Origin of the sequence: Algoriphagus sp. PAP.12 (assembly GCF_026652115.1) — a bacterium.
Taxonomy (GTDB): Bacteria; Bacteroidota; Bacteroidia; order Cytophagales; family Cyclobacteriaceae; genus Algoriphagus.
Genome location: NZ_JAPPSQ010000001.1, coordinates 608146 through 624453 on the forward strand (window position 1 = coordinate 608146; position 16308 = coordinate 624453).

General features: G+C 39.7%; 11 protein-coding genes. 5 read left to right on the plus strand and 6 right to left on the minus strand.

Annotated features, from left to right (window positions below):
- Positions 1–51 precede the first annotated feature (51 nt).
- From O0V13_RS02610 to O0V13_RS02620, 3 genes are all read left to right on the plus strand, one after another.
- Complete coding sequence (locus O0V13_RS02610; protein WP_268033430.1) at positions 52–3534, plus strand: TonB-dependent receptor; 3483 nt, start codon at positions 52–54, stop codon at positions 3532–3534.
- 28 nt (positions 3535–3562) lie between these two features.
- The gene (locus O0V13_RS02615) at positions 3563–5320 is read left to right on the plus strand and encodes a RagB/SusD family nutrient uptake outer membrane protein (RefSeq protein WP_268033431.1); all 1758 of its coding nucleotides are present in this window, start codon (positions 3563–3565) and stop codon (positions 5318–5320) included.
- Between the two features lie 75 nt (positions 5321–5395).
- Positions 5396–6928, plus strand: a complete 1533-nt coding sequence (locus tag O0V13_RS02620; RefSeq protein ID WP_268033432.1) for a sulfatase family protein — start codon at positions 5396–5398, stop codon at positions 6926–6928.
- 30 nt (positions 6929–6958) lie between these two features.
- Here the strand turns inward: O0V13_RS02620 and O0V13_RS02625 are convergent, their stop codons facing one another.
- The 5 genes from O0V13_RS02625 to polA form a co-directional block, all read right to left on the minus strand.
- Complete coding sequence (locus O0V13_RS02625) at positions 6959–7504, minus strand: cysteine hydrolase family protein (protein ID WP_268033433.1); 546 nt, start codon at positions 7502–7504, stop codon at positions 6959–6961.
- 39 nt (positions 7505–7543) lie between these two features.
- Positions 7544–7936: a VOC family protein gene (locus tag O0V13_RS02630; RefSeq protein WP_268033434.1), complete on the minus strand. Its 393-nt coding sequence runs from the start codon at positions 7934–7936 to the stop codon at positions 7544–7546.
- 134 nt (positions 7937–8070) lie between these two features.
- On the minus strand, positions 8071–9000 hold the full coding sequence (locus O0V13_RS02635; protein WP_268033435.1) for a hypothetical protein: 930 nt from the start codon (positions 8998–9000) through the stop codon (positions 8071–8073).
- A 39-nt stretch (positions 9001–9039) separates the two neighbouring features.
- Positions 9040–10413, minus strand: a complete 1374-nt coding sequence (radA, locus tag O0V13_RS02640) for a DNA repair protein RadA (protein ID WP_268033436.1) — start codon at positions 10411–10413, stop codon at positions 9040–9042.
- A 78-nt stretch (positions 10414–10491) separates the two neighbouring features.
- Positions 10492–13314, minus strand: a complete 2823-nt coding sequence (polA, locus tag O0V13_RS02645) for a DNA polymerase I (protein ID WP_268033437.1) — start codon at positions 13312–13314, stop codon at positions 10492–10494.
- A gap of 256 nt (positions 13315–13570) precedes the next feature.
- Here polA and O0V13_RS02650 point away from each other — a divergent pair, with 256 nt between their 5' ends.
- Complete coding sequence (locus O0V13_RS02650) at positions 13571–13891, plus strand: hypothetical protein (RefSeq protein ID WP_268033438.1); 321 nt, start codon at positions 13571–13573, stop codon at positions 13889–13891.
- A 179-nt stretch (positions 13892–14070) separates the two neighbouring features.
- Here O0V13_RS02650 and O0V13_RS02655 read toward each other — a convergent pair whose 3' ends face one another.
- Positions 14071–14517, minus strand: a complete 447-nt coding sequence (locus O0V13_RS02655; protein WP_268033439.1) for a hypothetical protein — start codon at positions 14515–14517, stop codon at positions 14071–14073.
- A 74-nt stretch (positions 14518–14591) separates the two neighbouring features.
- On the opposite strand from O0V13_RS02655, the gene O0V13_RS02660 reads away from it, so the two are divergent.
- Positions 14592–16268 (plus strand): amidase, encoded by a 1677-nt coding sequence (locus O0V13_RS02660; RefSeq protein WP_268033440.1) that lies wholly within the window; start codon positions 14592–14594, stop codon positions 16266–16268.
- The last annotated feature ends 40 nt before the right edge of the window (positions 16269–16308 follow it).

Below are 16308 nucleotides of genomic sequence, written 5' to 3' on the forward strand. Positions count from 1 at the left end.
CAGTTTGATTAAAAAGAGAATAAAAAATATAACCACCTAAAATAACCCAATATGAAACAAAAATTACTGGATGCCTTTAAGACGCTCTCTAAGAGTTTCTTCTATGGGCTCTTAATTCAATGTTTTTTCCTGTCCACATTAATGGCCAGTGAAAGTAATGCACAGATTAAATCTATTGACAAGGCGAAAATTCGGGTTGAAAACAAGCTTTGGACAACGACCGAACTCTTCGATTTTATTGAGTCAAAAACAGGGTATGTGTTTGTTTACCCTGAGGATGCAATTGATGGTAACTCAAGCATTGAGATTAATGAAGAAGCAAAAACTGTTGAGGATGTGTTGAAGATTTTCGCCCAACAGATGGGATTGAAATTTAAACAGGTCAATAACAGTATCTATGTTGGTAAAACAAAGGTGCTGGAGGTTTTAATTGAGAACGTTCAAGCCGACATAGAAGTAAGAGGAGTGGTTAAAGATGAAGCGGATAGCCCGATACCGGGAGTGACTGTTATCGAAAAAGGTACAACCAATGGTACGGTAACTGATCTTGATGGGACTTATAGTTTGGTGGTCGACGAAGGCGCCGAGCTTGTCTATTCATTTGTTGGCTTTCTTACTCAGACAGTTCAGGTAAACAACAGAAGCACCATCGATATATTTCTTCAGGAGGATTTTGGAGATCTGGATGAAGTAGTAGTTGTAGGATATGGTACCCAAAAGAAAAGTAACCTAACGGGCTCTGTGACGGATTTGAAGGCCGATAAATTAGTTCAGACGCCTGTGACCAATGTCAAAGGCCTTTTAATCGGACAGATTCCAGGGTTGATTTCCAATCAAAATCCAGGGTTACCGGGTGAAGACAACGCGTCCTTGAGTATTCGTGGGTTTGGAAATCCGCTGGTGATAGTGGATGGAGTGGAATCTTACCTAGATAGAATTGATCCCAATGACATTGAAACTGTAACTGTTTTAAAGGATGCCTCTGCAGCAATCTATGGTGCAAGAGCAGGGAATGGGGTGATTTTGGTTACTACCAAAAGAGGTAAGGCAGGTTCTATGACAGTGAATTATCATGGGTACGTTGCTACTCAAAAGAGGTTGACTTTTGCGGACCAAGTAGACGCTGCAGGTTTCATTAGAATTGGTAGGGATGCAGTTTTCAATGGACAATATGATCCATTAAACCCAGAGGCCGAAATTGGATATGGTACGCTTTTCACTGAGGAAAATTTATCTCTTTATGAATCTGGTCAATTGCCAAGCTATAATTGGGTAGATGCAGTTTTGAAAAAAACCGGATCTCCGTTAATGAATCACAATTTGAGTTTTAGAGGAGGGAGTGACAATATCCGATATTACTCCTCAATCGGCTATAGCCGCCAATCTGGTATTTTCGAGGGCGACTACGATTATAATAAGCTGACCCTCACCAATAACATCGATATCGATTTGTCCAAAAATTTGGTTTTGACTATCAACGGACAATATATCAAAGAAGAGAAAGACTATTCATTTGTCTCTCCTTCGACTATTTGGAATGATTTGCAGACAGCGCAGCCTATTTTTAACCCTAGCCTTCCAGACCCAGAAAAAGCACCCTATTCAGGATTTAATGAAAGATCACCGGTTGCAAGAATTCAACAGAAATTTGCCGGCTATAGCAAAACTGACATGCATACACTAGCCGGGGCAGCTGAATTAAAATATTCAATTCCTTTTGTAAAAGGATTGGCAATAGGAGGAAAAGTGAATGTAAGAGCTAGAAACCTGCAAAATGCTTCACTTAGAAAACCGTATGATGTTTGGTCCTATGATCCTAATTCCGTGACCAACGATTTTGATGGATATACTTTGAGGGCTTCAATTTTGGGCAATTCTTTCTCCAGATCTTACTACTTCGGAGGTTCAAATGATCCAAATAGTAGAGTTTTGTCTCGTGTATATGCTACCTATAACAAAGAGGTAGACAAGCATTCTTTTGGGGTTTTGGTCTTCGGAGAAAATGAAAACAATATCTACAGGTCATTAACCGTAAATCGTACAGACCTACTATCGACAGAAGTTCCTCAGGTAGGTGGTACAAATGAGTTGACCTCAACAAACGGTACTGGAAGAGACATTCAATATACGCGTGTCAGTTTTGCAGGTAGATTGAATTATGCATATGATCAAAAATATCTGATCGAGGCAACCTTAAGAGCCGATGCAAGTTCAAAATTTGGAAATAATGCCTGGGGTTATTTCCCATCTGTTTCCGTAGGTTGGAATATTGCCAATGAGGATTTTTTGAAGAGTTCAAGTCTATTGGACCAGCTAAAACTGAGAATGTCATACAGTCAAACAGGGGTAGATAGCAACATTGGAAACACTTCCTTTGAATATTTATCAGGTTTTGAAGAAATAACAGGAAGTGTTTATTACCTAGATGGATCACCGCTTCCAATGATTACTACCACAGGTCTGGTCAATCCAAATATCACTTGGGAAGAAACAACTCTTTACAATGTGGGTGTTGATATGACCATGTTTAGTGGTAGACTATATGCGACTCTAGATGCATTTTATAGATATAGAGATGGGTTATTGAGAATCCCGCTTGAGTCATTGCCTTCTACATTTGGGGCTACTCTTCCTCAGGTTAACTTGGATTCCAGAAGCAATAGAGGTTTTGAACTTTCTATAGGGAATCAAGGAACCATTGGTGATTTCAAATATGATATAAGTGCTGGGATTGCCTATGCGAGAGAGCGATATGAAAACTACCAAGAGGATATCAATTTTGACGATCCGATTCAAGTGCAATTTGATCAGTTAAGTGGCCGATGGGTAAATATTACCTATGGTTATAAAACGGACGGTTTATTCAATACTCAGGCTGAAGTCGATGAATACCTTGAAAAATATACAATCGAAGATATCAATGGAGCACCAAAGCCTGGAGATATTCGATATGTGGATTTAACGGGAGATGGAATAATAAATAGAGCTGATAGATATCAAATTGGATATGGTTCCAATCCAGATATTACCTATTCCCTTTCGCCAAGATTGTCTTATAAGAATTTCTCATTTGCCATGCTTTGGCAAGGAGGAACACGTTTCAACGTGAATATTTCAGGATTATTCCGAGGAGCATTCAATAATGAACAGATTCCATTGACACTTCATGATCAATATACTTGGAGACAAGATCCTAACAACCCGGGAGTTGGAGCAAATCCAGATGCGCAACTTCCAGCTTTTGAAAGAAACGGAACTAGACCATGGAATAATATTCAATCAGACTTCTGGATGTATAATGGTACCTATATCAGGCTTAAGACGGCAACATTAACTTATTCTCTACCAACTAGTTTCCTATCGAAAATTGGGTTGAGCAATGCAAATGTCTATATGTCCGGAGACAACCTCTTGTCATTTAATAATATGGGAATTTTCAAAAATGCGGTGGATCCTGAAGAAGCAACAAGTGCCAATGCCTTCAAGTTGCCATTGCTAAGAACTATGTCATTTGGTGTACAAGTAGGATTTTAAAATGTATAAACGAAAAAACATGAATATCATGAAATCAAAAATATTATTAATGATGCTACTGTTGACCGTTTTTGCATCATGTGAAAGTCAATTAACTAAAACCCCAGACTTTATCTCAGAGGAAGTGGTGTTTGAAGATAAAAGCCTTACTGAGGCATACATTGCAAATATTTATAATGATATGCTTTTCATCAATTTGGGAGGCCAAGCCCAGCTGAATATGGGAATGATCCCGGCAGCAGGAGCTGAGCATATTAATTTTGCAAATTGGCAGACGCCGAACGAAACATACAGAAGGTCTTATACGGCGGCTTCAGGTCCTGGGCCTTTGAATTATTGGGGATATAACTCGATTAGGGATATTAATTATTTGTTAGAAAATATTGGAGAGAGCACTTCTTTCGATGAAGAATATATTTTAGAAAAAACGAATGAAGTTAGATTCTTAAGAGCATTCACCTATTTCCAAATGGTTATCAGATTCGGAGGAGTTCCATTGATCACAAGTGTTCAAAATGTGGATGATCCTGAGGATATTTTATACCCTTCTCGCGCAACAGAGCAGGAAATTTATGAATTCATCCAAGCGGAACTAGAGGAAATTCTAGTAACCATGTCGGATGGAAAAACCGGTGCATCTGGTCGTGTGGATAAATATACTGCATTGGCTCTATTATCAAGGTCTTCATTGTATGCCGCCAGTATTGGCAATTTTGGAGAAATAGGATCTGATGGCGTAGTCGGGATTGAGCCGGGTTCTGTGGATGCTTTCTACCAAAAGTCTTATGATACATCCAAGGAATTGATTGAGTCGGGATTATTCTCACTTTATAATAAGCATGAAGATAAAATGGTCAACTTCACTCAATTGTTTTTGGATGAAGGAAATGATGAAGTGATTTTTGCCGAAGTCTTTGAGCCGATTGTAAGAGGTCATTCGTTAGATAATTTGGCAACTCCTGCAGGATTTTTATCCACGTGGAATTCTAATTTTCCTGTGCTATACGATATCGTAGAACAATTTGATTTTGTAGACGGTAGAAAAGGAACTGATATTTCTAGAGATGACTTAACTGCTGATAATTCTTGGGATATTCATGACTTCTTTGGCAATAGAGATCCTAGGTTTAGAGCTTCTGTTTTTTATCCGGAATCTACCTGGCAAGGCGGTTTGGTTTATTTTCATTCAAGTACTTTTTACACCAATGAAGCTGGTGAAAGAGTTCAAGCTACAAGCGGAACATTTGATAGAAATGGAGAAGCATGGCCTGCTGCATGTCATCCAAGAAACGCTAGAAATACTGCTTTGCTTTTGAGAAAAAAATTGGATGAATCTAACCTGGAACCAATTTCTGGTAGATCAGGTCAAGATTTCTATGTGTTTAGATTTGGTGAGACATTATTGAACTTTGCAGAGGCTGCCTTTTATTTAGGAAAAACTGGAGAGGCTCTAGATGCAATCAATCAGTTGAGGGATAGAGCAGGAATGCCCTTGTTGACAGAAATATCTGAAGATGCCATCCGTCAGGAGAGACAAGTGGAATTGGCCTTCGAAAGTCATAGATTTTGGGATTTGATCAGATGGAGAATTGCTCCTCAGTATTTGGACGGAGTTAGAACCAAAGGTTTGGTGTTCAACTATGATCTGGATACCGATAAGTATATCATTACCCTAAAGAATGCTGAAGGTGAAGAAAGAACATTCGGCCCAGAAAGATATTACCTACCTATCTCACTTTCTTTGATTGCTGATAATCCTAACCTCGTTCAAAATCCGGGTTATTAATCTGATTTCTTATAATTTTACTTGAGGCCAGAAATTACTGGCCTCTTGCTTTTATTTAATCTTACTCGTTATCCAATGATAAAAAGAAGCTTCTTATTTGCAATACTGGGGGTCATAACCCTATTTTCTTGCAATAAGCCCTCAGAAAAAATTGAGGTAGAATCAAAACCGAATGTCATCCTGATTTATACAGACGATGTTGGATATGGAGATATTTCGGCCTATGGTGGAAAAATTCCCACTCCAAATATCGATGAATTGGTCTCAGGTGGGCTGAAATTCAATAATGCCTATGCAACTGCAGCCACATGTACTCCATCTAGATATGCGATGCTTACAGGGGAATATGCCTGGAGAGCAAAAGGTCGTGGAGTAGCTCCAGGAGATGCTTCAGCCTTGATTCGTCCCGGTGTGGAAACCTTGCCTTCAGTATTTCAAAGATCCGGTTATAGAACGGCAGCCATTGGAAAATGGCATTTGGGTTTAGGAGGTGATGAAGGCCCTGATTGGAATGGGGAAATCAGCCCAGGGCCTTTGGAAATCGGCTTTGATTATTCCTTTATTATTCCAGCCACCGGAGATCGGGTTCCTACAGTTTTTGTGGAGGATCATCATGTGGTGGGACTGGATCCGAATGATCCCATTGAAGTAAATTATCGAGAGAAAGTCGGAGATAGACCTACCGGAAAAGACAATCCAGAATTGTTAAAAATGATGTGGTCTCATGGACATAACCATTCCATCGTCAATGGAGTAAGTAGAATTGGCTTCATGGGTGGTGGTGAAGCAGCGCTTTGGAGAGATGAAGATTTTGCTCAGACATTTGTGGAAAAAGCCTCAGGCTTTGTAAATGAAAAGTCTGAAAAGCCATTTTTCCTGTATTTCTCTACCCATGATATCCATGTTCCTAGAATCGCCCATGAAAGATTTCAGGGGGCTACTGAATTTGGACCTAGAGGAGATGTGATCGTGCAGTTGGATTGGACTGTAGGAGAAATAATGAAACTCCTAAAAGAACAGGGCTTGGAGGAAAATACGATCGTGATATTCACCAGTGACAATGGACCTGTTTTGGATGATGGATATGTAGATCAGGCCAGAGAATTCTTTAACTATGATGAAGTAGGTGGAGGATTAAGCGGTGGGAAATACAGTGCTTTGGAAGCTGGTACAAGAGTTCCTTTTATCGTGAAGTGGCCAAAATCCATTCAAGGAAGTCAAGAATCCAAGGCCTTATTCAGTCAAGTGGATTTATTAGCTTCGTTTGCAGCTGTCAATCAGGTTTCATTTGACTCTACGCAAGCTTTGGATTCAGAAAACCATTGGGATGCCTTGATTGGGAAAGATTCCAAAGGTAGAATTGGTCTGGTTCAGGAGTCCCTACAGACAAATTTATCCTATGTTAGAAATGATGGCTATAAGTTTATCCCTGGAAATGATGGACCGGATATGGTTCCTTGGGGACCACTAATTCCAACCGGTTTCAAGGCTGAAGATCAATTGTTTGATTTGAACTCTGACCCAAGTGAAAAAACCAATTTGGCAGTTGAAAAGCCTGAGATTGTCAAAGAAATGAAGGATGAATTGACCAAAATCATGATCAAATAGATTCATTCACCAGATAGCCCGGTATTCATACTAGGCTATCTGGTCTTTGATTTTTTGAAATGGACTTACCTGAACCGACCCTTTTGTAGGGCTTAGGTTCGCCCACACCCAATTGTAATGTTTGATTAGATTTTCGGCATCCAAATTCGGCCGATCTCCAGTGGTATGCCCATCTTCCACGACTGTGATCTCAAATTCTTTGACGAGCGCAGATTGAATGGTTGATTCTACACAGAAATCTGTAGCGCAACCAGTAATGTTCAATTTCGATACTTCCAATTCGGCTAATTTTTTCTCCAAATCAGTCCTATAAAAAGCATCATTTGCGGTTTTGGAAATGATTAAATCAGATTCCTCTTTTTCAAGTTCATCCAACATCTCCCATTCCCAGGTGTCTTTTACAAATTCACCGATACCTTGATGTTGAATGAAAATAACAGGAAAATGACTGGCTCTGAATAACCTTGCCAAATCATTGATACGCTGGATCACGCCATCGGAATCAAATCGAGGAGTATCAGGAGTAAATGACCCCTTTTGCATATCGATGATCAGAAGAGCCTCTTTTTTACTCATTTAAGGTGGAATTTTTCTGGAATTTAAGTGTATTTCTAATTAAGCCATCGAATGGATTCCAATCATATTTCCTTCGGTATCAGTTGCCAAAACCATGAATCCAAACTCACCTAAGGATGTTTTGGGCTGGAAAATTTCTCCGCCGGCTTTTTTCACCCGGGAGGCCTCAATGCTGCAGTCTTCACTCATAAAATAAACGATGGTACTACTCCCCCCTGCTTTGAAGCCTTCCATTTGAACAATAGCTCCCGAGGCTGTGTTTTTTGACTCCATATCGCTTGGGAAAAACAACATTTTCATATCATCATCAACAGATTCAGGCATGGGCATTTCTACTAATTTTAGATCAAAAACCGTTTCATAAAATTTTTGAGCCCTTTCGAGATCATCTACATAGATTTCAAACCAAACAACTGGATTTCCTTTTTTCATTGCATTCTTGATTTATAAGTGTGTTTCTAAAAAATTAGACCTACTATAAACCTAAGAAAATTTATAATATTTTGATAGCTAAGAGATTGAAATAAATGGTTTGTGGCGGAGACTGTTTTAAACTCCCCAAAGTTCTAATTTTGAAGTAACCATTTCATTAAATCTTTAGGGTCAACGATTGACCAGCTATGCGGGTGTCTTTGTCCGTTGGAGCGATAGCCTTTAGTAACAGTAGGAATATATTCAACATGTTTATAGCCCTCTTCTGTTAATCTTTCCGCAAGTTTTTTGATATAGAATGCATTCATTTCATCATAATTCACCCTTCTATTTTCTTTCCACCAAAGGGTATCAGGCTCTGTATACAATCTGATTTTGGTGTTTTTCAAATTTTTCAAATTTCCATAATAACCGCTTTGGGAAGTGAAGAGGGATAGCTTTTCATATCCTGAAATATCCGTATGAGGATTACCGATTTTATCTCCAAGCAACTCAAGTAACCATGAACTTTCTTCGACCGATGGTTCAGAAAAATTTCTCTGGACATTTTTTTCTGAAACCTCATAAAGAACAGCTAAATCCACAGGCGAATCCACCAAAAAAACACCCTTGGGAGCAATTTCAAAATTCTTGTGAGCTATCAAATAATCTCCGATTAACATCGCCAGAGTTCCACCACTCGAAAATCCACCGATGATTATATTATCTTTTGGAAGGTTGTTTTCCTCAAAAATCCCTTGAATGTGAGAGGCCATTAACTCTTTTACATTTTCTTCCAGCCAAAGTTTTCCATTGATATTGGAATAGACAATTGCAACATTATTTTCATTGGCTGCAGAAAAGACTTCGAATTCTCTTTCAATATCCGCAGCCAATTGTGGGTATCCACCGAAAAGAATCAATACTGCATTTATAATTTTTGTTGGCTTTTCAAGAATGTAATGGTCATGTTCAATCCGTTGAAAACCATGAGTAAGATTATCATTGGAGTTTTGAGCGAAACTAGTGCTTTTGCAAATGAAAACCAGAAGCGAAATAGTAATCGTAATTGAAAGCTGTTTCATGATTAAAAAGTTGGTGAAAAAAGCCTTGAGACCAAACCCTTAAAAAATCAAAGAATACATTTCTTCTAACTTACTGACTTGGAGAATCTGAATTTTATACTTTTTGAGGTCAAGTCCCTTAACAGCATATTTGGAAACCATAATTTTTTGAAAACCTAATTTTTCGGCTTCTGCAATTCGGTTCTCTATTCTTGAAACCGCCCGGATCTCACCTCCCAGACCAACTTCACCGGCAAAACAAATTTGCTCTGAAACTGGACTGTCTTCATAGCTGGAAATCAAACTGGCACAGACTGCCAAATCCAAAGCAGGATCATCAACTCTCAATCCTCCAGCCACATTCAAAAAGACATCCTGATTTCCTACTCTCATTCCTCCCCGTTTCTCCAAAACAGCCAAAAGCATGTTTAATCGTTTGGCATCATGTCCTGTGCTACTTCTCTGAGGAGTCCCATAGGTGGCAGGACTTACCAAAGACTGGATTTCGATCAACAGAGGTCGATTTCCTTCCATCATAGCCCCGATTGCAACTCCATTGAGGACCTCTTCTCGCTGAGTCAGCAGTATTTCTGATGGATTCGCAACTGATCGAAGTCCCTCCGCCCGCATTTCATAGATCCCGAGTTCGTGGGTTGAGCCAAATCGGTTTTTGGAAGTCCGAAGGATTCTATAAGTCAGATGACGATCTCCTTCAAACTGTAAAACAGTATCCACCATGTGCTCCAAAACTTTCGGCCCGGCAATCGAACCATCTTTGGTAATATGTCCAATCAGAAATACAGGTATCCCGGTTTCCTTGGCAAACTTCATCAGCTCGGCGGTACATTCCCTGACTTGGGAAACTGATCCGGCAGCTGATTCTACGTATTGACTATTCAAAGTCTGAATAGAATCTATAATCAGAAAGTCGGGCTTTAATGCGTCTACCTGCTGAAAAATCTGCTGAGTATTGGTTTCAGAAAGAACGAAGCAGCCCGGATTTTTAGCTTCCATCCGATCCGCCCGCATTTTGATTTGAGCTTCACTTTCCTCTCCAGAAACATATAGAATGGTCTTTTCTGTTAATGTCAAGGCGATTTGAAGCATCAAAGTAGACTTTCCGATTCCTGGTTCCCCACCGATCAATACCAAAGATCCGGGAACGATGCCTCCTCCCAAAACCCGGTCTAATTCCGGGTCCCCAGTAATCCAGCGTGCTTGTTCTTCGTATTTGACTTCTCCTATTTTCTGAGGTTTGCTGGCCTTTTTTGTGGCATTTCCTGCCGGTTTCCAACTCCCTTTTCCACTTTCCTCCTTTTGGATTACTTCTTCCACATAGGTGTTCCATTCCCCACAAGCAGGACACTTACCCAACCACTTGGGACTCTGGGCACCACAGTTTTGACAGAAATAGGAGGTTTTTACTTTAGCCATTTTCGAATTGGGAATAACGAAATACGATTTAGGATTTAAATAAATTCTTGGTTCTTAATTCCAAAATCTTGAGTCTCTTTAGTGCGCTTCCAACCAATCATTTCCTATTCCTACCTCCACTTCCACTGGCACAGCCATTTTGATAGCGTTGGACATTAAGCCAGGTACATTTTTCTTGAGAATATCGACCTCGTCTTTATGTGCATCAAAAACCAATTCATCATGTACTTGAAGAATCATTTTAGATTTGAGCTTTTCCTTTTTCATCCAGTCATGCACGTGAATCATGGCAACTTTGATCAGATCGGCTGCAGAACCTTGAATAGGCGCATTGATAGCGTTTCGTTCTGCAAATCCACGCATGGTCATATTGCGACTGTTGATATCTCTCAAGTATCTTCTTCTGCCCAAAATAGTTTCTACATATTCGTCTTTTCTGGCCTTTTCAATTGCTCCGTCCATGTATTCCTTCACGGCTGGAAATTCTTTGAAATATGCATCTATGATTTCCTTTGCTTCCGTTCTGGAAATAGAAAGTCTTTGGGAAAGGCCAAAGGCTGAAATCCCATAAATGATCCCAAAATTGGCAGTTTTGGCTTTTCTTCTCATATCAGAAGTGACTTCATCAAGAGGTACTTGGAAAATCTTCGCCGCAGTCGTGGCGTGAATATCACGTCCATTTTTGAACGCTTCGATCATGGATTCATCCCCTGAGAATGCTGCCATGATTCGGAGTTCAATCTGGGAATAATCCGCTGCCAAAAGCACGTGATTTTCATCCCTTGGGACAAAAGCTTTTCTAATTTCACGCCCCCTTTCTGTTCTGATCGGAATATTTTGAAGATTTGGATTGATGGAAGAAAGTCGACCTGTGGCAGCCACAAATTGGTTGTAGGTTGTATGGATTCTTCCTGTTTTGGAATTGATCATAGTCGGCAGGGCATCCACATAAGTTGATTTCAACTTGACCATTTGTCTATAATCCAAAATAGCTCGAGCAATCTCGTGCTCATTGGCTAATTTGCTCAAAATCTCTTCTCCTGTAGCGTATTGACCCGTTTTGGTCTTTTTGGCTTTCGGATCTAGTTTTAGTTTTTCGAACAATACATCTCCAAGCTGTTTGGGAGAAGCCAGATTGAATTTGACTCCTGCTATTTCATAGACCCGCTTTTCAATTTCAAGACTCTCGGATTCCAAAGCTTTGGAGAGCTCGGCCAAACTCGCCGTATCGATTTTCACTCCTTCAAACTCCATTTCAGTCAATACAGGAATCAACGGATTTTCGACCTCATTGAAGAGTTTCTCCAGTTCGTTTTCTTTTAGAATTGGATCGAATTTCTCCTTCAGTTGTAAAGTAATATCGGCATCTTCAGAGGCATAGGCTGTTACTTCATCCTCATCGACATCGCGCATATTGCCTTGATTTTTGCCTTTCTTTCCTATCAATTCTGTGATGGAAACAGGCTTGTAATTGAGGTAATGCTCTGCCAGCCAGTCCATACCATGCTTTCCCTCGGGCTCGATAAGATAATGAGCCAACATGGTATCGTATAGTCCACCTTTGACATTGATATCATAATTTTTCAACACCAGAAGATCGTATTTGATGTTTTGGCCGATTTTCAAAATCGATTCATCTTCAAAAAATGGTCGCAGTAACCCCAATATTTCCTGGGTTTCCTGCGAATCCGCCGGGCAAGGAATGTAATAGGCCTCACCGGTCAGATAGGCAAAAGACAATCCCACCAATTCAGCTTCCATTGCATTGACAGAGGTAGTTTCAGTATCAAAGCAAACAGCCTTTTGGATCATCAAATATTCCATCAATTCTTTGATGGCTTCCGAACCTTTGACTTTATGATAATTGTGGAGATTGCTGTCAATGGTTTGCGGAATAATTGGGGCTGAAGTATTTACTGTTTCTTCTTCAAATTCAATTTCAGGAGCTGAAGTAGCACTTGGAGCTTCTCCAAAAAGACCCAATTGCTCGTTCTTTTGTATGACAGCTTTTTTTCCTTCTGTTTTGAAAATTCTGTTGGAAAGGGTTCTGAATTCCAGCTCCGTAAATATTGCTTTGAGCTTCTCTTCATCAAACCCATCATAGCGGAGTTCATCATCCACAAAGTCGATTGGGACATCAATTTTGATTGTGGCCAATTCTTTTGAAAGCAATCCTTGTTCTGCAAAGTTTTCCACATTTTCCTTTTGCTTTCCTTTGAGTTGGTCTGTGTTTTTGACCAGTTCCTCAATTGTTCCGAACTGTTTCAATAGCTTGGTTGCTGTTTTTGCTCCAATTCCTGGGATTCCAGGGATGTTATCCACAGCATCCCCCATCAGTCCCAAAATATCACGGACCTGATCTACATGCTCAATATCCCACTTGGCACAAACTTCTTTGGGCCCCATGATGTCTACGCCATTTCCCATAAAAGCGGGCTTGTAAAGGAAAATATGATCATCCACAATCTGACCATAATCCTTATCTGGTGTCATCATGTAGACAGTATAGGATTCCTTTTCGGCTTTTTTGGCAATTGTACCGATAATGTCATCAGCTTCAAATCCCTGCATTTCCAATAGAGGGATATTAAAAGCTTTGACTATTTCTTTTACCCAGGGAATGGAAACTGTAATATCCTCGGGCTGCTCTTGACGATTGGCTTTGTAGGCCTCAAACTGCTCATGTCTGAAAGTTGGTCCAGGTAAGTCGAATGCTACTGCAATATGACTTGGCTTTTCCTTGGTCAAAACCTCCATAAGGGTATTGGTAAACCCGAGCATGACGCCTGTGTTCAGTCCTTTGGAGTTTATTCTGGGGTTTTTACTAAATGCAAAATGAGCCCGGTAAATCAGGGCCATGGCGTCTAGAAGAAATAATTTATGAGGTTGACTTTGAGACATGTTCTTTTTTTTCGGATGAAAAAAGGCCTGTTATTTAGCCAACCAAGGTACAAAAATACCCTTGGAAAGAGGATATTGCCCTGTCTGAATGTTTAGGTTATCCTTAGATAAATTGACAATTAGTTTCAATAAATAATTGGAGCATGATATTGCAATAATCATTATTAGACTGAAAACGTATTTTTTATGGTATTTTATTGATCAAAAGGAAAAAGTTGAGCATTTTAAAGGAACATTCACATAACCATTAACTTCTATGAAAAAACTTTTAATGATTTTCGCCCTGATGATGTCTGTTCAGATGTTACAAGCAGAGCCTTTGAACAAAGATTCAAAGAACAATGATAAGAAAGAGGCAAAGCTGACGGAAGAAGAGCAAGCCCAAGTAGATGAGATGAAAGCAAGATTGGATGAAATCAAAGCAATGGATTTCGCCAATATGACAAAAGATGAAAGAAAGGAAATTCGAGAAGAGTTGAAAGAAATGAAAGCAGTTGCTCGTGAAGGCGGAAAAGGTATTTACCTATCTGTTGGTGCGATTATTATCATTCTTTTGATATTGATCTTGATCCTTTAATAAATTAAGGAGGGGCTTCGGCCCCTTAATTTTTTACTTTTCTAAATTTCCTGATTGCATCGGTTGGTAAATGATAGGTTGGCTGGGACAAGACCTAAGTCACAATCCATGTTGTATTTATCAAATAGATTTTTGTTAAAGGTGGAAATCTCCATTCCGAAGTTGAATTAGAAAAGCTATCAGTTTTCATCGATTTCATTTTTTTCCAAGTAAGATTTTACTTGAAGGGCTCTTAGAAAAACAATTGTCAATGGAATCAACCAGAAAATTTCATTGAAAATCAAATGGAAGGCCGTCCTTTTGTTCCAAGTAAGGTCGGGTAAAAAGCCCAATGCAAACCAACTCGCAAGAATGATTTTTCCCCCTATTCCAGCAATAATCAAATACACCCAACTCACAGGATAAAATGCTGAAATAAAAATTAAAAATCCGAAAATCAATCCTATAGAGCCATACCAATTGGTTGGAAGCCCATCTATATTTCCTGTACCCATTGCAAACCATTCCATCAAAGCCGGACCAAACCACTTAAAAAAAGCCGACCAAGCAATAGTATACATGCCTGCAAGTAAAAGCATGCCTCTAAAATGCATGTGGAAAATGGGAAAGGGTGATTTTTGATCCATGGGTGGTTTGATTTTAAACTGCTAATTAAACACCTTAGTCAGGTGTTTGTTAATACATAATACAAAACTAAACTATGGAAAGAAAAAACCGCCTACGTTCAGCCTCCTTTATCGCACTTGGAGTTGCATCTTGTTTGGCTTTGGGCTTCACATTTGGAAAAATCGCGGGAGAAATTACTCCTCAATCCATTGATGGTGCCTCCGATTTGATTGGACTGACTTTTTCTCCAGCTGAAAAAGACAGCATGATCAATACCCTGAAAAATCAACTCAATAATATTGAGAATTCCAGAGAGGTTGAACTAGATAATTCTATCGCCCCTTCTTTAGTTTTTAACCCTCTTCCAAAAGGTTTTAATCCTAACACAGAGCAAGAACCTTTGAATTGGGGATTTGATGAGGTTGTTCAGCTGCCTTCTTCAGATGTGGATATAGCTTATACCCCTATCCATCAACTGGCAGTATTGATAAAGAGTAAAAGACTCAGCAGTGAACGATTGACAAAGATTTATTTGGACCGGATCAAGGCTCATTCTGATACGCTCCAGTGTTTGATCACATTGATGGAAGGTTCAGCATTGGAAAAAGCCCGAGAAATGGATGCAGAATTGGCTGCTGGAAAATACCGAGGACCCTTGCATGGAATTCCTTATGGCATCAAGGATTTGCTAGCTGTAAAAGGGACAAAAACTACTTGGGGAGCAGAACCATATAAAAATCAACAAATCAATGAAACAGCAGAAATTGTAAACAAATTAAATGATGCCGGTGCTGTTTTGGTTGGAAAATTCACTTTGGGAGCTTTGGCAATGGGAGATGTGTGGTATGGTGGTGTGACTAAGAATCCTTGGAATCTAAAACAAGGTTCTAGTGGCTCTTCTGCAGGATCCGCTTCTGCGGTGAGTGCCGGATTGGTGCCTTTTGCCATCGGAACAGAGACTTTGGGGTCTATTGTCTCTCCTTCTACTCGAAATGGAGTGACGGGACTTAGACCTACATACGGTCGTGTAAGTAAGCATGGAGCCATGGCTTTGAGTTGGTCCATGGATAAAATTGGTCCAATTTCCAGATCTGCCTTGGATAATGGAATCGTCCTATCTGTGATCAATGGTAAAGATGAAAAAGATGCAAGTTCCATTGCAGCGGCATTTAATTATGACGCTAACCTGGATCCCAAAAAATTGAAAGTAGGCTATTTCAAACCATTTTTTGAGACAGAACGAACTTCTGAAAATGATAAAAGAGTTTTGGATGAATTACGAAACCTTGGAATAGAATTGCATCCTTTGGAGTTGAAGACATCTGTTCAGCCTGGTCCAATTGTGATGATGTTGATGGTAGAAGGAGCAGCAGCTTTTGATGATCTAACTCGCTTGGGCTGGGATGATCAGCTGGTAGCACAGCACAAAAATGCATGGCCAAATTTGTTTAGAGCTGCTCGATTTATTCCTGCTGTAGAATATGTAAACCTTAGTCGGCAAAGGACTCTTTTGATTCAAGAGATGCACGAGTTGATGAAAGAGTATGATGTAGTAGTAACTCCTTCTTTTGGTGGGCCGCAGCTTCAGATTACTAATTTGACTGGACACCCAGCTTTGTGTATGCCAAATGGATTTAATGATAATGGAAGCCCTACCTCAATAACTTTATTGGGTAATCTATTTGAAGAAGACAAACTGGTTTTGTTGGGTAATTATCTTCAAAAAAATACAGATTGGCAGGCAAAAAGGCCTCCTCTTTTCAATCGATAAATTGGAATAAAAATGGCCTCAGAAATTAATCTGAGGCCTT

Coding starts and splice junctions, on each gene's coding strand:
- O0V13_RS02610 (WP_268033430.1), top strand. CDS start 52: ATGAAACAAAAATTACTGGATGCCTTTAAGACGCTCTCTAAGAGTTTC.
- O0V13_RS02615 (WP_268033431.1), top strand. CDS start 3,563: ATGAAATCAAAAATATTATTAATGATGCTACTGTTGACCGTTTTTGCA.
- O0V13_RS02620 (WP_268033432.1), top strand. CDS start 5,396: ATGATAAAAAGAAGCTTCTTATTTGCAATACTGGGGGTCATAACCCTA.
- O0V13_RS02625 (WP_268033433.1), bottom strand. CDS start 7,504: ATGAGTAAAAAAGAGGCTCTTCTGATCATCGATATGCAAAAGGGGTCA.
- O0V13_RS02630 (WP_268033434.1), bottom strand. CDS start 7,936: ATGAAAAAAGGAAATCCAGTTGTTTGGTTTGAAATCTATGTAGATGAT.
- O0V13_RS02635 (WP_268033435.1), bottom strand. CDS start 9,000: ATGAAACAGCTTTCAATTACGATTACTATTTCGCTTCTGGTTTTCATT.
- radA (WP_268033436.1), bottom strand. CDS start 10,413: ATGGCTAAAGTAAAAACCTCCTATTTCTGTCAAAACTGTGGTGCCCAG.
- polA (WP_268033437.1), bottom strand. CDS start 13,314: ATGTCTCAAAGTCAACCTCATAAATTATTTCTTCTAGACGCCATGGCC.
- O0V13_RS02650 (WP_268033438.1), top strand. CDS start 13,571: ATGAAAAAACTTTTAATGATTTTCGCCCTGATGATGTCTGTTCAGATG.
- O0V13_RS02655 (WP_268033439.1), bottom strand. CDS start 14,517: ATGGATCAAAAATCACCCTTTCCCATTTTCCACATGCATTTTAGAGGC.
- O0V13_RS02660 (WP_268033440.1), top strand. CDS start 14,592: ATGGAAAGAAAAAACCGCCTACGTTCAGCCTCCTTTATCGCACTTGGA.